Here is a 16,046-nt window from a genome sequence, read left to right on the forward strand (position 1 = left end):
GCCAAGTAGACACTCACCACGGGAGGCGGCTACTTCTTCGTTCCGCCACCGGGCGATGCCTGGCTCAGTGCGCTCAATAAGAACTGACACACCAGTAGTTGCGGCCCATCGCTGAATCGAGCACTTCAAGTCCGCGATACGGGTACCGGCATGCCGTTCGGCTCACGCGGCCCCGCGATGTGGGCAGAATCGGGCTGCAGAACAGCATGGGGGTCACATCGCCGAGGCGCGGCACAGTGCCTCGGGTAATGCGCTGAATCTGTACCTCCCAGCGGTCATAGCCCTCCAGACCGCTTCCTCGCGCGGTCTCACGGCCGTTGCGGACCGTGACCGGCACCCCCTTGCTGGCGATGTCGTCGCACGTCAGACGATAGGTGCGGTTGTTCCAGTCGACGTTGACTCTGGAGGCAAGGAATCGCCCGGCCTTCGTGGTGGAATGGTCGAGATCGGATCACGGTGGTTGCACAGGCTCTGTACCCGGTCGGCGGACGGGGGGTAGCTGGTACGGCAGGCCGCGGCCGAGGATGACGGCCAGGCCCTGCCCCTACCCGGGTTCGCTCCACTGCGGGTCACCATAGAGCTGGGCGGCGAGGACCAGAGGCCTACGGCGAGAGTCTGTGAGGAGGAGCTTGTCGGCGACCCGTGCGCCCAAGGAGTACCCGGCGAGCACGAACTTCGTGGACGGGCACTTCCTGACGGCATGGTCTATGGCGCGCTGGACGGCCCGGACGCCTGCGTTCACGTCCGGCTTCGGAACCTGGCGATCGGACGCCTGCGACTGCTCGGCGCGACGAACATCGTCAAGACCACCCGGATGATCCGGGACCTAACCATCTACGCCGCATGGATCACGGGCATCAACGATAGCCCGCACCCTCCGGGAACTTGCCGCCGCCCTGGGGGGGGATACCGGCGAGACCCCCTGGGCCGGCACCGATACGGCGTCATGGCCGCGCTGATCACGGCAAGAGGTGAGCCGACGATCGCGCGTTCATACGTCCGGCCGCGCCTGGCGGCAAATGCCTCCCGTGTTCGGGCCGTGCTGGCAAGCGATCTAGCAGCGCTTCACTCAAAGGAGCCGTTCACGGGTCCGGGTCCGCCTTCACCGCGTGGTCCTGGACGAGTTGGAGCGCGTGGCGAGCTGCACTGGCCCGCGAAGAGGGCGGCAGGGCCGCGCCAACGGCCCTGCCGGGTGGTGTGCGTTCGGACCGTCGAGTTCCGTTCGCAGGGGCGCCCGCATTGTTCGCGGTTGTGTGGCCCAATGCTGATTATGCGCCGGAATCTATTTCTTCAGGGGGGCGCGGTTGTTCGCGTTGGCCGGACGGCGGCGGGGCCGCGTGGTCATGTGCGCTGACCTGCATGGGCCTGCCCGACTGTCCATTTTTCAGCTCCGCGCAGACGTCCTGCAGCATTTTTCAGCAGGCGGAACAAATCGCCTCATAAGCAGTAAATGCTGCCATGCTCGCAGACTGGTTGACGGTTGGCAGACAGGGCAAGGTGAAGGCCTGCCCGTCGTCTTGAGCACGTGACGGTGAACCGTCCGCAGCGCCAACTGCGGGCCGTACAGGCAGACATACGCGCGCAAGCACGTTCGGACCGTCGATCTTCTTTTCGTATAGGAGGCACTCATGGTGCATTCGTCGGAGTACCCTCGCGGCTGGTGGCCCTCTGTGTTCCCTGTCCGCATCATCGTGGTGATCGTGGTGGCCGTCGCCACCGTGGCTCTGACCCTCAACGGCTACGACGCGAACACCGCCCTGGTGCTCATCATGCTGGTGACCACCACCGCACTGGAGCTGGCCCAGCGCGTCACTGCTCTGCCGGCACAGCCCGCACGCGGCCAGTAGGAGCCCCAGCATGTCCAAAGGGCAGCGCGGACGTCCGCAGCGTCAACTCGACACGTCCCTTCCGGCCCTGGCGGAGCTCGCGCAGCAACTGCGCGAGCTCCGTGCTCGTGCCGGACTCACACTGCATGAACTTTCCGCCGCCGTGAACTGGAGTATCGCCTCCCTCAGTACCGCCACCACCGGCAGAGATCTGCCGAGGTGGGAGCTGGTGGAGGCCTGGGTCCTGGCATGCCGGCCGGATGCCAACCTGGCACTGTGGCGCAGTCGGCACGACAGGGCTGCCGTCGCCGTCCGATTGGCGCACGAAGCGGGGGCCGGGGCAGATGGGTTGGTCTTCGGTCAGGCAGGCGAGATTCCGGTCGCAACCTCCGCCGCCGGTGATGAGAGTGCCGTTGCGCCGCCGCGGAAGCCGGATACCGGGCTGGAGCCATCGTCGTTGCCTGCAACGGTTCCGGGTCCAGCGCATGGTGTCGGCGGGGCCCTGCCGGGCGCCGAGGCGCTGGATCAGCCAGCCGTTCCTCTTTGGCAGGGGGCGCTTGAGCAGGCAGCGTGGCGGTCCCTGACCCCGCAGGCTCACGTGCGTGGGCTCGTGGCGCATCCGGCGCCCGCCCCCGTGCGCTTCACTGCCGTCCCGGCCGACTTCATGGACCAGGAGGAGGCCACTCGGGACCTTCACGGTCAGTACGCGGATATCGCCGAGATCTTCGCCCTGGTCCCTGCGGGGCGCCTGTTGATTCTCGGCGAGCCCTCGAGTGGCAAGACCCAGTTGGCGCGGCATCTTGGCGAACAGTTACTCGCCTCGAGCAAGGGCCTGCCCACTGCCGCCCTGCCCGTCTGCCTCTCCCTGGCTTCCTGGCGGCCCGAACAGCACAGTCTGCAGCACTGGATGGCTGCCGAGCTCAATGCCTTGGCTGTCGAAGTCCATGGCAAGGAGCGGAAGAAGGCCCCATTCCATGGAGAGCTCGTCAATGTCCTGCTCGGCAAGCGCCAACTGCTGCCCGTTCTGGACGACTTTGACCAGCTCTCTCCCGCCCAGCGCGGCCGTGCGCTGGACGGCCTCAACCGCCTGCCGGCCTCCGCTCAGTTCGTGATCGTCAGCGGGTACAGCGAGTTCGCCTCTGCTGTGGAGCAGACCGACACGGTCATTACCGCCAGCGCAGGCATCCGGCTGTTGCCGCTGAGCCTTGACGACCTCGATGGCTGGTTGCAGCGCAGTTCCCGCTCCGAGTCCCGCGCCCGTTCCAAGGCTGAGGACTGGGCTGCCGTGATCACGGCACTGCGCGCCCACCCCGACGCGCCGGCTACGCGAGTCCTGGCCTCACCCCTGCTCGCGGGAGCGGCCCGGATGCTGTATACCGACGGGCGGGCCGACCCGCGCGAATTGATCAGCGACGATGTGAGTGCGGAGGGCTTGGAGCACCGCCTGGCCGGCTTTCTCGTCGAACAGGCCCGCGGAGGGCAGCCGACGAGTCCGCCAAACTTTCCCCGGCATGAGCCGGATCCTCCGGCTCTCGGTTCGGCACTGCACCTGGTTTTGGAGCGGGTCGCTCTGCACGAACTCACCAGGGGCAAAGGAGTCCGGGCTCTGTCAGGCCTGTATCGCCCGCGCCCGCGCGGCCTGCTGTCCGCTGCCCTGCAAAGCGCCGTTCTCGCGGTATGCGCCTACCTGTACCTCGCAGGCCTCACACCGGAGCCCGCCTACACCGCGTATTCATACGAGAGCACGCCTGCGGTCAGCGGTACGACGATCATCGGCTCGCTGGCGACCGGTCTGCTGAGCTACATCTACCTGCGCAAGGAATCGGTCCAGGGAGCGGTTCCTGCGGATTTACAGGGATTGGGGATGCTCGTACGGGTCGTCGCCCTGGCGGTGATCCCGGGGATCGTTTGCCTGGGCCTCAACCTGACTGCCGTCACCGAAAGCTCCTACGACGACGTCGATGCCCAGTTCCTGGCGCTCCCGCTCACCTTCCTCGTGGCCATGAGTCCGCTGCTTGCCCTGGGGAGATCCATGACGCCGCGTCGCGCAGCTGCAGACGGCGTCCTGGTCGCCTTGACGATGCTCACAGCGCTGCCGGTGGCCGTCTCCTCCTCACCTCTCACGTTGATCGCGTTGCGCTACCTACTCCTGACGACCACAACCGGCCAGTGGTGGTCTGCCGCTGTCGCGCACCCGGCACTCCTGCGCGACCTCAGCCCCCTACGGCTGCTCACCGCACTCACCCGCGCTGCCGAAGTCGGCCTGCTGGAGAACACCTCACACAGCTACACCTTGAGCCACGCAGCAATCGCCCGGTTCTACAGCCACGCCTCCCGCCAGCCCCGACCCGAGCCACCACCCCTTGCGGGCGCTGGTCACCTCTGGCGCCGAGCCGGGTAGCCTGAAAGCGCCGCGACCGCTGTAGCCACCCTCGGTAGTCATGCTTCGGCATGGAGGATGGTCTCGGATGGTTCGGCGGCAACAATGAGGACGCCTTGCTCTTCGCTGGAGGGCAGCGAAGCACGCCGGATGAGCGACTCCCACTCTCCTGGCCATACGGTCGTGGCGTCCCACAGGATCCCCTCAAGGAGCACGCCGTCCAGTTTGGCGCTGCTGAGGTCCGCGCCGACGAATTCGCTGCTCGCACGCTCTACTTCAGTGACAGCTCTGGCGAGGGCATCGGCTTGATCGCAGGCCTGGGTCAGGTCGTCGATGAGGTCCTGGACAACGGCGTCGACACCGATCAAATAGTCGGAGGAGGCCTTGAGAGCGCCGATCGCCGGTTCCAGTTCCTCGTCGAGCATCTGCCGGATGCCGTAGAGGTCGTGCAGCAACCGTTCGGCGGGCTCGGCGAGGACCGATTCGATGGCGACGAGGTAGTCCACCCCGGTCAGAGTGACGGGGGCAGGTTGCGGTTTGGGCAGCTGGGACAGCTGCCGAAGCTGTCCCCGCAGTTGTGTTACCAGTTGGTCTGCGTCGGTGGTCATGAGCTGTTCGGTGGTCTGCAGCAGGTCGCTGATGTTCTGCACGATGCGGACAGCGACCCGCATGCCTTCGGCGAGGTCGGCGGGCCAGTAGCGGCGGGCGAGACGCAGCGACTCACGGCGGTATTTCACGCGCACCTGCGAGGGCCGGTTGAACAGAGGGCCACGTTGCTGCATGCGTGCTTCGAGGGTCTGGTTCTGGGCAAGGGCCCGGTCCTCGCGGGCAAGGCGGCGCGTGACGGCCGTCCCCACGGAGCGGTGAGTGGCTGCCAGGAGCCGGTCCAGAGCGAGGTCCGGCGGGCGCAGTTCCGGTGGTCCACCCTGTGCGTTGGTGCGGTCGGTGACAGCGATGCCCAGCTGCCGATGGGCTCTGATCAACAGGGTGTCCAGCGCCTCGTCGCTGCAGTCACGTTCTGCCTTGGGTGTGCGGGGGTCGCCATGGGTCACGTCGTCCTCCTCTCCTGCTTCGAACGTCCTTCCAGGCGCATGCCTTCCTTCAATGCCGCTCTGGCTCGCGCCAGGTTCTGGCGTACGGCAGGCTGGGTGGTGCCCATGGCCCGTGCGCTTTCCTGGGTGGTGAAGCCGTCGAGATGCCAGGCCATGGCTGCGCGTTGTTTGGCCGGCAACTGAAGCAGCAGAGCGATCACCTGACGCTCTTCGTCTTCGAGTTCGGCTGCGTGGGCCGGGGTGGGCCAGCGTAGGTCCGTGTGGGCTTCGGGCATCTCGGCGCAGGCGTCTTCGGGTTTCAATTTCTGGCTGACCCAGGATCGCCAGGCCACGGTGCGCAGCCAGCTGCGGGGGTGGGTCAAGGACAGGCCGGGCGTGCACATTTGGGTGAAGGCGTCCTGCGCGGCATCCTGAGCCTCTGCCCACGAGGCGCCGTTGAGGAGCAGGAAGCGGACGAGGGCCGGATACTGCTCGTGGTGCAGGGCTTCGGCGAGTTCTATGCCGGGCTGAGGGAGGGTGGTGGTCTCGGTGTGCTCGGCGAGTTCGGTGTCAGTACTGAGTGCTTCCTCCACGGCTTTCACCCCCGATTTCGTTGGCTGGTGCCGGGGGCAGGCAGCAAGAGGCGGGCGCTGTGACGCAGCGGATCCGGTCGGTCTGCCCGGCTTCGGTGATGCGCGCCATCTCCAACTTGACGGTCAAGCGCTGCTGGGCGATCTTGACTATGCCGCTGGCGACGCTGACGGCCACGGTCACCACCGCACCGACGATCACAGGATCCATTCCGCATGTGCCCCTTCCGAATGGCTTGCTCGGGTAGCGCTCGCGCATCGCATGCATCACAACAGTGCTTTTTCATACGGCAGTTGTGACATTTTGCTGGTCAGGCGGGCCGGTGTCCCCCTGCGGGCCTGCTCATGCCGCAGGAGAGCAGGCCGTGGGCGCGCTCGCTCAGCAGCAAGCGAATGACCGCGAGGGCAGACCGCCGCGGGCCGGCGTGCGGCAGCCGCTCCCGGTGATCAGGCGGTCGGAGCCGGCTGGCGGGGACAGTGCCGGCTTGAGGGTGCGCCCTGATCTCCCGGGGGCCGGACCACGGGCCAAGGTGCCCCCGATGACTCACCGCGGGCTTCCCCCTTCACGTGGGGGGTCTGTCGCGGTACAGGTCGACGGCATCGAGGCCGAATCTCCCCGCCCAGGTGGTGGTCTGGCGACGCGCCTGCGGACCGGCCCTTCCTGCACCGGGTGCTCCGCGCACGCGTGTGGTCTGGCCGGGCGCCATGCCGGGTTCGTGACCAGCGCGTACGAAGGGGGCTGCCGGGAAGGCGTAGTAGAAGATGCGTTGGCCTCAGGCGGCTGGAGTTCTCGGGTGATGGTGACTCGATCCTGCGTGGCCTTGGAGTCCGCCGTGCGGTGCCGGCGCGCCGTCAGCTCGGTGAGCGCATCCCAGGGTTGATCGCCTTCGCGCCCGGAGCCGCGTCAGCCTCGTTGACCGGACGTTGCGGCCCGCAGCAGGGGCGGGTTGAGCAGCCATGCGTGTCCCCGCCGGTAGAGGGCGGCCGGACGCCCGGTGGGGGGTAGCCACTGATCTCCCGTCGGCTGCACGAATCCCGTGGTGTTGAGTACCTTGCGGCGGAAGTTGCTCGGATCCAACGGCTGGCCCCAGATCACTTCGTACACCGTGCGGAGATCTCTGAGTGTGAACGTCTCTCCGCAGAAGGCCGTGGCGACAGCGGTGTACTCGAGCTTCCTGCGGACCTCTTCCAGGGCCTCGGTCAGGATTGACTGATGGTCGAATGCCAGGCGGAGCGCCCCCTCCTCCAGGCGCGCCACGGGGGCCCAGAAGGCGCGTGCGGCGTCGGTCCCGCCGACGGGTGTCGGCAGGTCCGGCCCCAGTGCGAGGTAGGCGACGGTCACGACTCTGCCCCGCGGGTCACGGCCGGGGTCTGCGTAGGTGCCGAGTTGCTCCAGGTGCAGCTGGCCACCGTCGATGCCGGCCTCTTCGGCCAGCTCGCGCAGGGCCCCGTCGCGGAGGGTCTCGTTCTTCTGGACGTAGCCTCCGGGCATCGCGGGCATGCCGTGGAAGGGATCCAGGCCGCGCTCGATCAGGAGCACCATCAGCTGGTCGTCTCTGAGGGTGAAGATCGCCAGGTCCACGGTCAGCCACGAGGGCCCGACCTCGTCTGAGTCTTTCAGCCAGTCGTCCACCCGCACCCCTAAAGGTCTCATTGACTTAAACTCCTGCCGACACTTATGGTCACAGCAACCATAACTGTAGAAGCCGGGGGCAGGACATGACCACTTCCCACGCTCCACCAGCACACGAGGCAACGCTCGAACCCACGGCCGCCACGCGTCACCTGTGCGCCGGCGTGTATGTGGACGAACGCTTCCGCGACCTTGTGATCAGCGAAGTGTGCACCGCGCCGCACCGCAGGGTCGCCCCGTCCTACGGCTTCGACATCGTCCCCGTCATGCATCACGCGTGGCGCGCCGCCGCGCTCAGCGCGCTCCCTCGCATCACGGTCCTCGCTGCAGTGGTCGGACCCGTCCTCAGCGGAGCCGTTCCCGCAGCCATCCTCATCGCCAGCGGCTTCGGGCTGTTGTTGTTGCTCCGTCTCGCCACACTGCTTCGAGGCATCGACCTCCAGTCGATGCCGGCCCGCAAGTCCAGACGTCGTGGCTTAGGCCCGTTACGGGCCCACCGCTACCTCCTCAGGCTCCTCCTGCCGCGCATGCAGACGCGTAAAGCACTCGCATTCAGGCGTGTCGCCACGGCCGCGCTGTGGCTGGCCCTGACCGTGCTGGTCATCGCCCTGGTCTTTCCGCGGCAGGCGCTGACGGCACTCCTCCTGGCCACGGCGATCACATTCGTCTACCTGGCCGTGGGAGCCACCCGCCAGCTGATCCTCAATCGCATCCTGCGCACCCGTACGCTGCGCCCCGCCCGCTTGTCGGGCCGTCAGCGTGCGGCAGACCGCCAGCAGCACCACATGTGCGCCGTGTACCGCCGCCCCCGGCACAGCGACGACGAGGACGACGACCTCACGATGTTCACACTCTTCGGTGACCAGTCACCGTTCATCGGAGCCGGTGAGCTCGTCTACCAGTGGAATCCGCCGATGAGCATCCAGTTGCTGCGGCCCGATACAGACGATGCGCCGCTGCACGAGCGCGAGCACTCGGTGCCGCCTTTCCAGACCCACGAACTCGTCGAGCACCTGCGAAAAGCCGTCCTGCCGCTGAACATCGACAGCCGCGACGTCCGACTGCCGGCAGAGGTCCGGGACCGCGTCTATGTGGCCGAGACCGATGTCGCGGTGGACCGATCGCTGCTTCCTCACCACTTCACCCGAAGCGAGCTGCGCTCCATCATCAACACGCCCGAATCGAAGCAGCACCACTTCCTCGAGGTCACCACCGCCGCGGACGGGGCCGAATTCGTTGCGACCGTCCTGCTGCACGTCAGCCTGCAGGGACGAACCCTGAACCTGTCCACGGCGGCGTGTGTGCTCGCGCACACACCACGCTCCTTCCAGCGAGCTGAAGAGTTCGGCCACCACGGCGCCGCAGCCGTCATATGGGCAGCCTTCAACGAACTGGCCGCGCTGCCCTCCGACATCCAGCACTCATGGCGGCTCGTCCATTACCTCTACGCGCTGGCAAAGGCCGCCGTCCTGCCCCGCGACCTCACCACGACGCCGATCCGCAACATCCTCATCGGCAGCCGCGTCAGCATACGAGAGGAATCGTCGCAGGCCTGGACCAAGGTGCAGCTCGAGAAGAGCGACATCCTCGGGCGGATGAAAACCATAGAGCAGCGGCTTTTGAGCGCCGCCAGTGACTTCCTGCAGGACAAGGATGTCGACACGTCCGTCTTCAAGGACCGAGCACTCAAGATCATCAACAGTGGCATCTTCAACTTCGGCGACAACAACAGCTTCACCAACAACGCCGTAGGCGACGCGGCTCAGGTCAGCGTCGCCGCGAACCAGCCCGCACAGCCCGACAACGGAGCAGCCCCATGACCAACAACCGAGGCATCATCAGCCACGGCAGCAACAACCACTTCAGCAACATCGCGATCGGAGCGAACGCTCAAGCCTCCGGGCCGGTGCCCCAGCACTCCGCCGAGCCGGCCGTCGAGGCGGGCGCCGGGTGGGACCTCGGGATCGTCACCATCCTGAGTGAGGAACTCCGCTCCGTCATCGACGAGTTAAAGCTTCACCGGCACAGGATGCCAAGCGGCTTGTACTTCTACCAAGGCCAACACAGTGTCCCCGGTGCCACCTTGCGCGTCGTGGCCACACAGACGCAAAGCCAGGGACAGCGGTCCACCATGGCGGCCCTGGAAAACCTCCGACGCCACTACAACCCCCGGCTGTGGGCCCTCGTCGGCATCGGAGGCGGAATCCATGATGACCACGCCCGGATCGGCAACGTCATCGTCTCCACCGACGTCGTCTACTACGAGAGCCGCAAGATCAACCCGCTGGGAGACACCCGCCGCCGCGGTGAGCACCGGCAAGCACCCGCGCAAGTCGTTCACGCCGTAAATGCTTATTTCACCGACCACGGGACGCCGGCGCGCATCAACGGCCAGATGACCGCACACGCCGGCGACCAGTACGAGGTATTCCCCGGGGTCATCGGTTCCGGGGAAGCCGTCATCGCCGACCGGGCCAGCGAGGTCCGTACTTACCTCACCACCTACCACGAAAAGGTCCTGGCCGTAGACATGGAGGCCGGCGGGCTCAGCCAGTACTGGCAGGAAAACTCAGTTCACGGCACCGAAAACCCAGGCTGGATCGTCATCCGCGGCGTCTCAGACAACGCAGACGAACACAAGGGCCACCGGCACCACGAACTCGCAGCACGAAACGCCGCCCACGTCCTGAACCAACTGCTCCCCTACCTCTGCTGACCCAGCGACGAGCACCGCGAACACCGCTTAAGGAGACAACTCCCACCACCGGAGCCTCAGCATGAACGCCTTTCTGCTCGGCATACTCAGCTCCCTCGTCACCAGCGCCCTCCTGCTCGCCCTCAGCCTGCTGCGCGCCTCACGCCCCCTGTGGTGGCTCACCGCCGCCTGCTCCTGGTTCACCGGCACCGGACTCCGCCGCGTCTACCGCCGCCAAGCCGCCGCAGAACAGAACATGAGCCAGGACCTCGCCCGGGCCCGCTGGGTCAAAGTCATGGCAGGACGCGGCAACATCCTCACCCGCGAAGCCTTCGCCCCCCTCTGGTCCGGCGATGCCTCACCTGCGTCCGTCCAGATCCTGCTCCCCGACCCGGACACACCACACGACTCCTGGCTCGACCGCCGCTCCCACGACGTCGCCCGCTTCGACCCAGGCTTCACCCCTGACCTGCTCAGAAACCAGGTCCGAGCCAACATCAACTACCTCGCCCAGGCCGCACACGCACAACGCAACATCCAACTGCACAGCTACAACCTGCCCCACACCTGCCGCGTCATAGCCACCGACAAAGTCGCCTACCTCACCTTCTACAGCGACAACGCGCACGGCAGGAACTCACCCTGCCTGTACTCACGAGCCCCCGGCCTCCTCTACACCATCGCCCTCCAACAATTCGACACAGCATGGGCGAACAGCACAGTCACCACGCGGCACTCCTGACATCTCATCGCCCTGCTTCCCACCACAGGACGGGTGCCTGCACAGGGCCTCACCCACAAACACCAGGAGGGCGACTTCGCCGGGCCCGATGCTTGACGCTTTGCCGAAGCGCTCACGTGTCGGCCAGCCCTCATCCGACGTGTACGCAGGATAGGTCTGGCGCACTTCCAAGAGCGCCTCGGCGACCGTCTCAGGCATCTCCTTCCCCTCGGCTCGTTCCCGGCCATCTCATGTCCGCCAGCACCCACCGGGCGGCCGCCGATGGGACGGCCCCCGCCGCCGCGCCGACGATGCCCGCGAGCGGTCAGATCCAGACAGCCGTTCCCTAACTCTGCCGTGCAGCGGCGATGAGTCAGTGAACAGGAACAGCCTTCTCGTGCGGAGTCTGTCGCTCGCTGCGGCGATCATGGTGCGCTGGACGACATGCCCTGGAGGCTTTTGCTGGGTGTTGCCTCACCAGAGGGTGTTTCGCGGAGCGGTCAGTCCGGACCTGTGAGCTTGTGTAGTTTGCCGCGCGCTTGAGGGGAGGTCAGGCGCAGCTCGACCCATGTGCTCTTCCCGCGGGGCAGCAGGTCGACTCCCCATCGGTCCGAGAGTTGGTCCACCACCCGCAGACCGCGTCCGTTCATGCCCTCACCCGGTGGCATCAGGCAAGGCAGACCACGCGAAGGGTCTCGGACTTCAATGCGGATCCACCCGGCGCGCCGTCGCACACGAAGTCCCAGAGTTCGTGCGCCTGTGTGCCGGACCACGTTGGTGACAAGTTCGGAGACCATCAGCACAGCTGATTCGGTGATGGGGCCGGGCATGCGCCACTGCTGGCGGAGGGCGAAATCGATGAGGAGCCGGGCGGTGCGGGCTGTCTCCGGTCGGCTGGGGAGAGCAACCTCCTTCAGCGCGGGGCTCGGGAGATGCTCGATTGCGGGATCGATTTCGACCTCGGAAGCCATCCATGCGCTCAGCTCCTGTCGGCGCTCGGCTCGGCCTGCCTCGGCAGGGGTGGTGACGACTTCGAGGGATTGGACGAGTTGGGTGATCGTGACCGAGCCCTCGGCAACGACCTGCCGGCCAGGGGCCATACGGTTCATGCGCCCTCCTCCTTCGGTACGTCAACGGGGTCGATCAGCTGCCGGTCCAGGTAGGGGCCGACACTGAGTTGCAGAGTTCTGCGGGCGAAGCTGATGTGCTTACGCACTCCGGACGGCTGGATCTCCAGCAGCTCGGCGATCTCCGGCGCGGAGTACCCCTGATGCCAGTGCAGCAGAGCGACCTGCCGGCGCACCGGCGGCAGCGCTTTGATCACCTGCCAACACTGGTCGAGTACCACGCGAGCGATGGCAGTCTCGGCAGGATCTGGCGCCTGGATCCCGTAGCGGCAGGCCAGGTGTGGCAGCAGGCCCTCCATCGTGCTCGACCGTCGAAGGTCATCGATCCATTTGTTCCGGCACGTCCTGCGCAGCCAAGCTGCCTGTGCTGCGAAGTCCCTCTCCCCCACCGTGCCCCAGTCCAAGGCCGCCGCCATGAAGGTCCGCTGAACCAGATCTGCTGCCTGTGCGGCTTCACCGGCAGTGAGCACGGACGCGAACCGCATCAGATAGGGCTCCTCACGGTCGAAGAGCTCCGTGACCTGATCGGCTGTCTCCTTCGGGATCCGCCGCTGCTTCACGCATCTCCCCCTCGCCGTGCCCAGCCGCATACGGCCTACCCACGCGGACACTCATCTCCGGCCCGCCCCTGCCGTTCCCTTGAACCACCACGGTGCCCACAGGTGCCTTCTCCACTAGCGCCACGAGCGTCTTGCGCCGCTGCCACTCGGCCACAATCCCAGCGGCGGTGGTCATCCCCATGACGAGGACCACCGCAAGCCACACACCGCGGCCTCCCGCCACAGAGCTCACCATGCCGGTAGCCTCGGCCCAGACTTCCCAGAGAATGTTCACACCGTGATATCGGACGAGGCTGCCGAAGTGCTGCCTCCCTGCTGCGTGAGCCGCGCACGTGGAACACTTCGCTCGGCACTTCGCCCTCAGCACGGGTAGAGGCCCCTCCTCCCGCTTTGGAGGGGCCTGGTTGATCATGACGGCTGAGCCCCCGCGGCGGGACCACCCGCTCGATGCGCACGTCCGCAGAGCTGCCACCCAGCTCCTTCACAGCGGTACAACGCAGCCGCCTTCAGGGCGAGGCCCTGGCCAAGTACAAGCGGTCGAGGCCACCTTCCCGGAACTGAGATATTGGTAGGGTTCCATCGAAGCGGGGGTCCGTCCGTGGCGCCGACGCGTTTGAGAGCTTCCCCACGACTCAGTGGGGGTCCCTCCGCTGCTGCCTCCTCCACCTTCTGGTGGAAGGGTCTGCCTCCCCATACGTGGGGGTCTGCCCGCCTCAGCCTCTTGGACGATGTGGTGAAAGATCACTCCCCGCGCCCGTGGGGGTCTGTCGTATAGCAGGACGGCGAGTTGGGCGATGCTGGGCTACTCCCCATCCACGTGGGGTCTGCCGAGAGTGGATGCAAACGACTCGGCTGGGGCAACGCGTTGAGGGTCGATGCCTCCGCTTCGGCAGGAGGCCGGGGTGACGTATCGCGGAAGAATGCCTGTGCCGCACCTCCTGTTTCCGTGGCGATGCGGATGCGCCCATGCGCCAGGGCGGCGTTTCAGTCGGTGTGCCGTTGGGTGGGGTCGAGGCGGCTGAGGGCGGCGCGCATCAGCTCCCGGCTGTAAGGAGGGAGCGGTGTGGCCGCACCGTGCGAGGTGGACGGGTGTGTCGGACCCGTGCTGCCGGCTCCCTTCGAGCCAGAGCCGCCGTGCTGTTCCCAGAGTAGGTAGGTGATTTTGGCCCACTGGCGGAAGTTGCCGTGGCAGGCGACATCGTCGATCCACAGCAGCTCATCTGCGGGTACGTCCGCCCACAGCGGGTGGTATTCGGGGATGACGGTGAGGACTTCGGCCGGGGTGAGGGGCTTGTAGCGCTGCCAGACTAGGATGCGGGAGTCCAGAGCCGGACGGTTCTTGATCTTCTGGTAGCAGGTTTCGGCTCCGACCAGAACGACGGCGAGGCGGGTGTCCTCGTCGTCCCAGAGCTCGCGGATGAATTCGAAGGCCCGGGTGTCCAGCCACTGCGCTTCATCGACGACCAGGACGCGCGGGGTTTCCGACAGGGCTTCCTTGAGGAGGGTTTCGCAGCGGGTGCTGTTGAGGGGGGCCTCGCCGGGCAGGTCGAGCCTTTTGTACAGGGCGGCGCGCAGGGCCTGGATTTTGGCGGAGCCGACTTTGATGCGCAGGGTGGTGTGGGGGGCGAGGTCGTCGAGGTGGCTGTTGACGGCGAAGGTCTTGCCCAGGCCGACGCCGCCGTGGACGCACATGATGGCGCCCTTGCCGGCGTCTGCGTTGAGGGTGGTGACGAGGTTGGCGTAGGTCTCTGCGCTGGCCTGGGTCAGCATGGCGCGGGCGCCGGGCAGGCCCATGTAGTGGTAGTTCGGGCCGACGGCCGGCTGGTTTTCGGGCGTGGTGGTCGGGTGAGTCACTCGGTGTCCTGGGGCTTGGGGCCGGGCCGGGGCTTGGTCCAGCGGGCGGAGTCGGGCTGGGGCCGGTTGAGGAGGTCAGGTCGGGCCTCGGCCTGCAGGTGACCTTCCGGTGTCTGCAGTGCGCGTAGCTGGGCGGCTGCCTGGCTGGCGGTGAGCCGGTTGAGGGGCTCGGGCGCGGCGGTAACGCTGGTGGCGGCGTAGTGGGGGGTTGCGTTCTTGCGTGCTCGGCGGGCCTTGGCGGCGTAGCGGTCGGCTTCGCGTCGGCGGGCGTTGCGCAGTGCGCGGGCTTGGCGGGGGCTCATCTCGTCGCTGCGGAAGGCGGGGCCGCGGTAGGTGAGGGTGTCGGCGTCGTAGAGCTCGACGCGGTGGTAGTGGTGGGGTTCGTGGCGCAGGCGGACCATCTCGCCGGCGCTTGAGTGGCCGTGCATCCAGTCGCCGACGTAGTAGGCGTTCTTCCAGCGCACCCCCTTGCTGGTGATTTTCCGGGGTGGGCCGGCGTCGGTGAGGGTGTAGGTGTGCAGGTCGGCGGGGTCGAGGGTGTCGATGGGGGTGAGGTCGGCGTGCCAGGCCTGTGCTGGGGTGCGCCGGTTCAGGCGGGCGATGGTGTGGTCGTTGTTCCACCAGTCGACCCAGTTGAGGACGATGGTGACGAAGGTTTCGTAGTCGAGGAGGTCGTCCAGTGCCCATAGGGGCTGGCCGCGGCGGTCGCGGCGGCTTCGGGGGGTGTGGGCGTAGCCGGGCAGTCCTTTGAACAGCATGTGCTTGGCGGCGCCGTTGATGGCTTCGACGGTGCCTTTGAGGTGGGGGCTGTAGGGCGGCAGGACGATCAGGTCGGTGCCGAACTTTTTGAACGCCTCGTCCACGCACTTGCCCAGGAAGTCGCGGCCGCGGTCGGTGCGGATCGTGCGGGGGATGCCGCCGAAGGGCCGGTGGTGATCGGTGCAGAGGATGGCGTCGCGGGCGGCGGCCAGGATGGCGTCCTGGCTGGGCTGGTGGGGGGTGATGGCCAGCCCGCAGATGACGGCGGTGGCGTGGTCGATGAACCAGGTGATCCAGGGTTTGCTGCGGTGTCCGTCGACGTTGACGAAGACGCTGGCTTCGACGTGGTCGGTCTCCCAGACGTCGTTGCGGTTGCCGTGCGGGCGCAGGGCGTGCGCGTCGTGGCGGCGGCGGGCTGTTTCGCCCCCTTTGAGGGCGGCACGCTGGCCGGGGGTGAGTTCCCGGTCTACGGCGCGGTAGAAGGTCGCCCGGGAGACGCGGGGCGGGCTGCCGAAGATGTTGTCGTCGACGAGTTCGCGGTAGGTGGCTGCCGCGTTGCCGTTCCATCGGGCCAGGGCTTCGTGCATGGCCGGGGTGAGGGTGAAGTGGCGGCGGCCTTGGGGGGTGTAGGTGCCGTTGTGGGTGTCGGCGTTGTCCATCCAGCGGCGTACCGTGCGCCAGTGGACGTCGAACCCGGCGGCGACGGTACGGACATCGTGATGGGTGAGGCGGTCTGCGGTGCGCAGGCTCAGCAGTCGGCGTACGGCGGCGGCACGCAGGGAGGTGAGGTCGTAGGGGCCGTCGGGTGGTGGTGTGACGGGCACGGGTGTTGGGGGCTTCCTCGGCGGTGGTGGACGTCGGGGCGGTTGG

Annotated in this window: 13 protein-coding genes and 1 pseudogene; 5 read left to right on the top strand and 9 right to left on the bottom strand. The window is 67.0% G+C overall.

Going from position 1 to position 16,046, the window contains the following annotated elements; translation table 11 throughout:
• Positions 1 to 544 precede the first annotated feature (544 nt).
• A pseudogene (locus ACFY9S_RS38830) lies at positions 545 to 763 on the bottom strand (cutinase family protein); the annotation flags it as partial.
• Between the two features lie 865 nt (positions 764 to 1,628).
• Here ACFY9S_RS38830 and ACFY9S_RS38835 point away from each other — a divergent pair.
• Together ACFY9S_RS38835 and ACFY9S_RS38840 are read left to right on the top strand one after the other, a co-directional pair.
• Positions 1,629 to 1,847 carry a hypothetical protein gene (locus tag ACFY9S_RS38835; protein WP_391138583.1) on the top strand — a complete coding sequence of 73 codons (219 nt, stop codon included), beginning with the start codon at positions 1,629 to 1,631 and terminating at the stop codon, positions 1,845 to 1,847.
• A gap of 10 nt (positions 1,848 to 1,857) precedes the next feature.
• Positions 1,858 to 4,227, top strand: a complete 2,370-nt coding sequence (locus ACFY9S_RS38840; RefSeq protein ID WP_391138585.1) for a helix-turn-helix domain-containing protein — start codon at positions 1,858 to 1,860, stop codon at positions 4,225 to 4,227.
• A gap of 38 nt (positions 4,228 to 4,265) precedes the next feature.
• Here the strand turns inward: ACFY9S_RS38840 and ACFY9S_RS38845 are convergent, their stop codons facing one another.
• From ACFY9S_RS38845 to ACFY9S_RS38860, 4 genes are all read right to left on the bottom strand, one after another.
• On the bottom strand, positions 4,266 to 5,258 hold the full coding sequence (locus ACFY9S_RS38845) for a hypothetical protein (RefSeq protein ID WP_391138587.1): 993 nt from the start codon (positions 5,256 to 5,258) through the stop codon (positions 4,266 to 4,268).
• Positions 5,255 to 5,830, bottom strand: a complete 576-nt coding sequence (locus ACFY9S_RS38850) for a sigma factor-like helix-turn-helix DNA-binding protein (protein WP_391138589.1) — start codon at positions 5,828 to 5,830, stop codon at positions 5,255 to 5,257. Before ACFY9S_RS38850 ends, ACFY9S_RS38845 begins: the two co-directional genes overlap by 4 nt.
• On the bottom strand, positions 5,808 to 6,038 hold the full coding sequence (locus ACFY9S_RS38855) for a hypothetical protein (protein WP_361884263.1): 231 nt from the start codon (positions 6,036 to 6,038) through the stop codon (positions 5,808 to 5,810). The genes ACFY9S_RS38850 and ACFY9S_RS38855 overlap by 23 nt, the downstream gene beginning before the upstream one ends.
• A gap of 693 nt (positions 6,039 to 6,731) precedes the next feature.
• Complete coding sequence (locus ACFY9S_RS38860) at positions 6,732 to 7,481, bottom strand: NUDIX domain-containing protein (RefSeq protein ID WP_391138591.1); 750 nt, start codon at positions 7,479 to 7,481, stop codon at positions 6,732 to 6,734.
• Positions 7,482 to 7,546: 65 nt separating this feature from the next.
• Here ACFY9S_RS38860 and ACFY9S_RS38865 point away from each other — a divergent pair, with 65 nt between their 5' ends.
• The 3 genes from ACFY9S_RS38865 to ACFY9S_RS38875 all read left to right on the top strand — a co-directional run bounded on the left by ACFY9S_RS38865 (position 7,547) and on the right by ACFY9S_RS38875 (position 10,897).
• On the top strand, positions 7,547 to 9,280 hold the full coding sequence (locus tag ACFY9S_RS38865) for a hypothetical protein (protein WP_391138593.1): 1,734 nt from the start codon (positions 7,547 to 7,549) through the stop codon (positions 9,278 to 9,280).
• Entirely contained in the window at positions 9,277 to 10,176 is a 900-nt protein-coding gene (locus tag ACFY9S_RS38870; RefSeq protein WP_391138595.1) for a hypothetical protein, read from the top strand. The genes ACFY9S_RS38865 and ACFY9S_RS38870 overlap by 4 nt, the downstream gene beginning before the upstream one ends.
• 61 nt (positions 10,177 to 10,237) lie before the next feature.
• The gene (locus tag ACFY9S_RS38875; RefSeq protein WP_391138596.1) at positions 10,238 to 10,897 is read left to right on the top strand and encodes a hypothetical protein; all 660 of its coding nucleotides are present in this window, start codon (positions 10,238 to 10,240) and stop codon (positions 10,895 to 10,897) included.
• Positions 10,898 to 11,376: 479 nt separating this feature from the next.
• On the opposite strand, the gene ACFY9S_RS38880 is transcribed toward ACFY9S_RS38875, so the two are convergent.
• The 4 genes from ACFY9S_RS38880 to ACFY9S_RS38895 form a co-directional block, all read right to left on the bottom strand.
• Positions 11,377 to 11,985, bottom strand: a complete 609-nt coding sequence (locus ACFY9S_RS38880) for an ATP-binding protein (RefSeq protein WP_391138597.1) — start codon at positions 11,983 to 11,985, stop codon at positions 11,377 to 11,379.
• Entirely contained in the window at positions 11,982 to 12,563 is a 582-nt protein-coding gene (locus ACFY9S_RS38885) for a sigma-70 family RNA polymerase sigma factor (protein WP_391138598.1), read from the bottom strand. Before ACFY9S_RS38885 ends, ACFY9S_RS38880 begins: the two co-directional genes overlap by 4 nt.
• A gap of 984 nt (positions 12,564 to 13,547) precedes the next feature.
• Complete coding sequence (locus ACFY9S_RS38890; protein WP_391138599.1) at positions 13,548 to 14,417, bottom strand: AAA family ATPase; 870 nt, start codon at positions 14,415 to 14,417, stop codon at positions 13,548 to 13,550.
• Positions 14,414 to 16,000, bottom strand: coding sequence for a Mu transposase C-terminal domain-containing protein (locus ACFY9S_RS38895; RefSeq protein WP_391138600.1), 1,587 nt, complete (start codon positions 15,998 to 16,000; stop codon positions 14,414 to 14,416). The genes ACFY9S_RS38890 and ACFY9S_RS38895 overlap by 4 nt, the downstream gene beginning before the upstream one ends.
• Between the last annotated feature and the right edge of the window lie 46 nt (positions 16,001 to 16,046).

The organism is Streptomyces sp. NPDC012474, from assembly GCF_042955185.1.
Taxonomy (GTDB): domain Bacteria; phylum Actinomycetota; class Actinomycetes; order Streptomycetales; family Streptomycetaceae; genus Streptomyces; species Streptomyces cahuitamycinicus.